This is a genomic window from Arthrobacter sp. TB 26, from assembly GCF_000427315.1.
Taxonomy (GTDB): domain Bacteria; phylum Actinomycetota; class Actinomycetes; order Actinomycetales; family Micrococcaceae; genus Arthrobacter.
In genome coordinates this window covers 1-5487 of sequence record NZ_AUPJ01000312.1, presented here as the reverse complement: position 1 = coordinate 5487, position 5487 = coordinate 1, and the positions used below count along the sequence as shown (strand labels likewise).

6 protein-coding genes are annotated in these 5487 nt (G+C 62.6%); 5 read left to right on the top strand and 1 reads right to left on the bottom strand.

Annotation, left to right across the window (positions count from 1 at the left end; genetic code table 11):
* Positions 1-71: 71 nt before the first annotated feature.
* Positions 72-458, bottom strand: a complete 387-nt coding sequence (locus tag K789_RS0111815; RefSeq protein WP_024366941.1) for an ArsR/SmtB family transcription factor — start codon at positions 456-458, stop codon at positions 72-74.
* A gap of 193 nt (positions 459-651) precedes the next feature.
* On the opposite strand from K789_RS0111815, the gene K789_RS0111810 reads away from it, so the two are divergent.
* The 5 genes from K789_RS0111810 to K789_RS0111790 all read left to right on the top strand — a co-directional run bounded on the left by K789_RS0111810 (position 652) and on the right by K789_RS0111790 (position 5385).
* A complete protein-coding gene (locus K789_RS0111810) occupies positions 652-1401 on the top strand; it encodes a cytochrome c biogenesis CcdA family protein (RefSeq protein ID WP_024366940.1) in 750 nt (249 codons plus the stop codon).
* A 17-nt stretch (positions 1402-1418) separates the two neighbouring features.
* A complete protein-coding gene (locus K789_RS0111805) occupies positions 1419-2045 on the top strand; it encodes a TlpA family protein disulfide reductase (protein WP_024366939.1) in 627 nt (208 codons plus the stop codon).
* Between the two features lie 337 nt (positions 2046-2382).
* Positions 2383-3516, top strand: a complete 1134-nt coding sequence (locus tag K789_RS0111800) for a tyrosine-type recombinase/integrase (RefSeq protein ID WP_024366784.1) — start codon at positions 2383-2385, stop codon at positions 3514-3516.
* Positions 3513-3857, top strand: a complete 345-nt coding sequence (locus K789_RS0111795) for a helix-turn-helix domain-containing protein (protein WP_024366785.1) — start codon at positions 3513-3515, stop codon at positions 3855-3857. Before K789_RS0111800 ends, K789_RS0111795 begins: the two co-directional genes overlap by 4 nt.
* 172 nt (positions 3858-4029) lie before the next feature.
* A complete protein-coding gene (locus K789_RS0111790; protein WP_024366786.1) occupies positions 4030-5385 on the top strand; it encodes a hypothetical protein in 1356 nt (451 codons plus the stop codon).
* Positions 5386-5487: the final 102 nt, after the last annotated feature.

Genomic DNA, 5487 nt, shown 5'->3' with positions numbered 1-5487 from the left:
CCCTGCGGCTTCCGCCGCTTCTTCGGACTTGCCGCTCCCGGTCTTCTCGTCGCTGCAGCCGCAGGCGTCACTCATCGTTCATTCTCTTTCGTCAGGGGGGCACCCGTGCTGCCGGTGCCGTAGTTCGGGCACAGGCTGACGGCGTTGCCGGTGGCGGCAAGCAGGATCTCAGCCTGGGCAAGCACGTCCATGAGTTCCGGACGGGACAGCGAGTAGTACACGCTTCGGCCCTGTACCCGGCCCTCCACCAGGCCGCAATCGCGCAGGCACGCGACATGGGCAGATACGGTGGACTGGGCCAGGCCCAGCTCCGTGGTGAGGTCACCGACGCGGACCTCACCACCTGCCATCCGCTTCACGATGCTCAACCGGGTCGGGTCACTCAGCGAATGGAACAGCGCCGCTGCGGGATCGAGCCGGCTGCACGGATCAGCGGACACCATAGGTTCAATCGTCATTTGACGATGATAGCGTATTTTTATGATGCCATCGGCCTCATGCTGTAACGTCGACAAGGCGTCCCGCGGCGTTCCCTGCGTCCCGCGCTTCCACAGATAGAGCCTGGACATGAGTGCTCCTTCGCCCCACGACGGGCGGGGCGATGCTTCTGCCGCTTGGCGGACCATCGAGATATTGACCGAGGAGACACCGATGAGCATTGGCGGATACTTCGCCGAGATGGTGCAGTCCGGTGCCTTGTTGGTGGCCATGCCGCTGGCTATGACAGCCGGGGTCGTCTCTTTTATCTCGCCGTGCATCCTTCCGCTGGTGCCGGGGTATCTGGGCTATGTCTCCGGCCTGACCGACCCGTCACGGCCGGATAACCGGCGGCGGGTCCTGACTGGCGTCGGTCTTTTCATTCTCGGCTTCGCCGCGGTGTTCACCCTGTATGGAGCAGCGTTCGGTGTGATCGGCGGCTGGATGGTGCAGTGGCAGGACACGCTGATCCGTGCCCTGGGGGTGTTCGTCGTATTCATGGGCCTGGTGCTGGTTGGCAGTTTCTCTTTCCTCCAGACCACCCGGAAACTTTCCTTCCGGCCCAGGACGGGCGTCGCAGGGGCGCCGCTGCTCGGTGTGATCTTCGGCCTTGGATGGACCCCGTGCATGGGTCCGACGCTCAGTGCCGTCCTGGCGCTGAGCACGACCACCGGGGACCCCTGGCGCGGCGCCCTGCTGGGTTTCATCTACTGCCTGGGACTGGGAATTCCCTTCGTCCTGGTGGCACTGGGCCTGAACTGGGTCACCAGGACCCTGGGTTTCATCCGCCGGCACATCCGCACGTTCAACATCATTGGCGGTTCGCTGCTCATCCTCGTCGGGCTCCTGATGGTCTCCGGGGTCTGGATGGTCTGGATTTACCAGCTGCAGAACCTCGCCGGGACCATCACCACCCCGGTATAAACGCAAAGGACTGGATCATGAACGCCTACCGCCCCGCCCCTGCCGCCGGTGCATCCCTGCCCCGCCGGCGCACCCTCCTGCTGGGCATCGCAGCCGGGGCGCTGCTGCTGACCGGCTGCACACCCCCGGATTCCCTGGCCGCCCAAGCCCGGGCCGGGGACAACAAGAACTACATCGCCGGCGACGGCTCCGTCTCCGAGTACGCCCCCAACGACAGGAGCGCTCCGGTGGAGATGGAGGGCAGGCTCTATGACGGCACCATCGTCAACTCCTCTGCGTGGCGGGGCTCAGTGACGGTTCTGAACGCCTGGTACGCCGCGTGCGCACCCTGCCGCACGGAAGCCCCCACGCTGGAGACCCTGTATCAGGAAAACAAAAGCGACGGAGTGCTGTTCTACGGAATCAACCTGCGCGATACTGCCGCGACTTCCGCCGCTTTCGAACGGACCTTTGGAACAACCTATCCGAGCTTTAACGGCGCCGACGGGGCTATCTTGCTGGCCTTATCCGACTACGTGCCCCCGCGTGCAGTCCCTACAACCCTGGTTCTGGACAAAGAAGGTAGAGTCGCGGCACGCGTGCTCGGCATCGCCGAGAAAAGCATCCTGAAGGCCCTCATCAGCAGCGTGCTGAAAGAGTCCTGACAGGCCAACAAAGGTGCGCGGCTCCCAGCCAGCCGGAGCTCGCTGCTCAACCGAATAAGTGAGAGCTGACTACCGATATCGGATATTATGTAAAGTAGTAAAGAGGCTATTCGCATTTTCTGCGAATACATCCACTTCTGATAACGATCGCTCAGGAGCCGAGATCGGCCCTGACCAGGCGATTCGCTCGATTCGCCACGCGCAGGATCACCTCGGGCGAGGCGAACTGTTGTGGTTTCCTGTGTCGCAAAATCCGGGTCTGATCAGGCATTTTGTGTCTCATTGTTGCATTTTTTGCATTTTGACTGCAAAAATTGCAGTCGACATAGGAGGCTCCTTGGGTGATAAGTTCGGCGGTCTCGCGTTCCTCCCGCTGCCTAATCGAGAGCCGGATCGTGACGGGTTCCTGAGCGAGGTGCTCACCGGGTGGAAGCGATCGCACTCGGCGCAAAACTTCACCATGCAAACGACCAGGCGCCGGGTCGCATCTGTTATGCGCCTGGCGGACTTCTCGGGCAAGTATCCGTGGGAGTGGGCCCCCGTCGACGCGGACGAGCTGTTCGACCATCTTCGCGGTGTCGAGAACCTGGCCTTGTCCACTGTCCGGGCCTACCAGACGGACATCAAACTGTTTTGCGAGTATGCAACCAACCCTGAATACCCGTGGAACGAGAACTGCGGGCGCCTCTTCGGGACAACCTTTTCCCAGGTGATCACCGAGTTCAACAAAGCCAGGCACGTCCAGGATGCCGATATGGGTCCGGAGAAGCGTGCCTTTACTCTCGAGGAGCTGCAGGCCTTCTTCGACCTAGCCGACCTGGAAGTCGAACGGATCATAAACTCCGGACGCAAGGGCGCTCTTGCCGCGTGGCGTGACGCCGTCGCCTTCAAGACCGCCTACGGTTGGGGCCTTCGGCGCGACGAACTCCGTCACCTCGGCCTGGTCGATTTCTCCCGCAATGTCAAGGCTCCGTACTTCGGCGACTACGGCATTCTGCGCGTCCGGTTCGGGAAGTCGCAGAAGGGCTCCCCCAAGAAACAGCGGTCCGTGCTGACCCTCCTGGACTGGGCAGCCGAGGCGGTTGATGACTGGGTCAAACGCGGTCTTCCCCGCTACGGGCAGCCTGTCAGCGATCTCTTCCCGACTGGCCGCGGCGGCCTGGTTCCGGAAAAGAACCTCCGGGATCGGATGCGCGGATTCCTCGACGAACTCGGCTTTCCGCCGGGGCTCGACCTTCACTCCCTGCGACGGTCCTATGTCACGCACATGCAGACCGAGTACGGCTATGACACCAAGTTCATCTCGATGCAGGTTGGCCACGAGCACACAGCGACGACCACGATCTACACACTTCCCTCCCCCGACTTCGCCGCGCGCGAACTGGAACGCGTGCTCAACACAACCCTCCTGGCCAGCAACAGCAAGCTGCTGACCAAACCCACAACGCCTTCCGGAAAGGCATCACGATGAACCGTCAAATCGACTACCAGTTCCGCGTCAAGGAGCTGATGGCACGCGCCGGGATGCGCAACAGCCGCGATCTGGTCGCTCCGCTTCGGGAGCGTGGCATCACGCTCTCCGAGTCGCAGATCTACCGACTCGTCGGACAGAACCCGGACCGGATCGCCTTCCAGGTCTTGGCAGCACTTTGCGACATCTTCAAGGTCGAAGCCAACGAAATCTTTACCTACACAGGAACGGAAACCCGCACCCAGCGCCGTCGGACCGCCGTCGGCGACGGCACGGATGTCCCCCTGATGGAGGCCTACCGCCCGGTCCGCGCCCGCATTACCCGTCCCGATGAGCAGTGAGTTCAAGCCGCGCGGTCGTCCCCGATCAAACAGGACGAGCGAGGGTTGCGACCGCTGCGGGAGAACCACCGGAAAGATCCGGGTCCGCTGGCCAGACGGACGGATCTGCGGAATATGCTTCACGAACGCAACCCACCGATACGGTCAATGCCCGCTCTGCGGTGCCGACAGAATGCTGCCAGGTCGAACGGATGCGGGCGACGACATCTGTCGCGAATGCGCCGGCATCACGACGGACCTCACCTGTGACAACTGCGGCCGCGAGGCCGAGCGCTTCCGCGGGGGTCACTGCATCACCTGCGTTCTCGCCAACGATCTGACGGAGCTTCTGAGGCCGAATGACCCACCCGACCTGCGGCTCAAACGCCTTATCAAGGTATTGACCGGGGCCACGCGGCCGGAGAGCATCTACACCTGGCTGCGCAGCAACGGTGGCCGGTCCGCCGGGCTGCTCAAACGGATCGGTGACAGGGAGATCGAGCTCTCCCACCGGGCTTTCGACGAACTGCCCAAGACGCCGGCGGTCGAGCACGTCCGCGCGATCCTCACTCATAACCGGATCCTGCCCGCACAGGAAGACCGGCAGCTGGCCATGTTCGAGCAGTGGCTGGAAGAACGCCTCGACCAGCTCTCCTCGACGCCGGAAATCCACGCCCCCATCGAGCGTTTCGCCCGCTGGCATCACCTCAAGAGACTTCGGGCGGAGTCATCCGCGACGAAGAACATGAACTATGCCGTGCGCTCGGCCAAGCAGGAGATCACAGAGGCCGGAAAGTTCCTCCGCTGGCTCCTCGATGAGCACCGCCGGACAGCAGCTTCCTTCCGCCAGATACATATCGACGAATACCTCTCCGAGGGCACCTCAACCCGTCGACATATCCGGAACTTCATCCAATACCTCAAGCGGGAAACGCCGGGGAAGGACATCCAGGTCGCTGCGCGGCTGGCCAGGACGACGCCCGTCCTCAGCCAGCAGGAACGCCTGGACCTTGTCCGCAAGCTCATCGAGGCCGACAACGTCGCCTTGTCGATCCGCATCGCGGGGCTGATCTTCCTGCTCTATGGCATCCCCATCGGCAGGATCGCCATGCTCACCATCGACGACGTCGAAGTGACCGGCAAAGGCATGTTCCTCAGTCTCGGCCGGTATCCGGCACCTATTCCCGAGCTGCTGGCACCCATGTTCTGGGCCCACCTCCAGGACCGCGCCGGCCAACAGACAGTCAACCGCGATACACGCTGGCTCTTCCCGGGCGTCCGCGCAGGAGCACCCCGATCCCCCAACACCCACCTCCTGAAGCTGCGCGGGATGGGCGTCAACATCCAAGGCATCCGCAACACCACCCTGCAGAGCCTGGTCAAAGAAATTGACGCCACGTCACTTGCCCGCATGCTCGGATACAGCAAGCAGACTCTGTCCCGCCACGCGGGAGCCGCCGGCGCACCCATGTCGAGCTACGTTGTCGGCAAGAACCCCCGCTTCGCCGAAGAGCGCAGTCGCGACCAAACTGCGAACAAAACCCAGTGACAAAGCACCAGAGGGTATGACGGCGAGCATCATCGATAGAGACCCTCAGCTCGCCCACGGAGCGAGGAATAAACCCCAAAGCGATAACCCGCTTATCCAGTT

What these genes read in the sequence shown, in the direction of transcription:
- K789_RS0111815 (WP_024366941.1), bottom strand. Translation starts at nt 458, where the DNA reads ATGACGATTGAACCTATGGTGTCCGCTGATCCGTGCAGCCGGCTCGAT.
- K789_RS0111795 (WP_024366785.1), top strand. Translation starts at nt 3,513, where the DNA reads ATGAACCGTCAAATCGACTACCAGTTCCGCGTCAAGGAGCTGATGGCA.
- K789_RS0111810 (WP_024366940.1), top strand. Translation starts at nt 652, where the DNA reads ATGAGCATTGGCGGATACTTCGCCGAGATGGTGCAGTCCGGTGCCTTG.
- K789_RS0111790 (WP_024366786.1), top strand. Translation starts at nt 4,030, where the DNA reads ATGCTGCCAGGTCGAACGGATGCGGGCGACGACATCTGTCGCGAATGC.
- K789_RS0111805 (WP_024366939.1), top strand. Translation starts at nt 1,419, where the DNA reads ATGAACGCCTACCGCCCCGCCCCTGCCGCCGGTGCATCCCTGCCCCGC.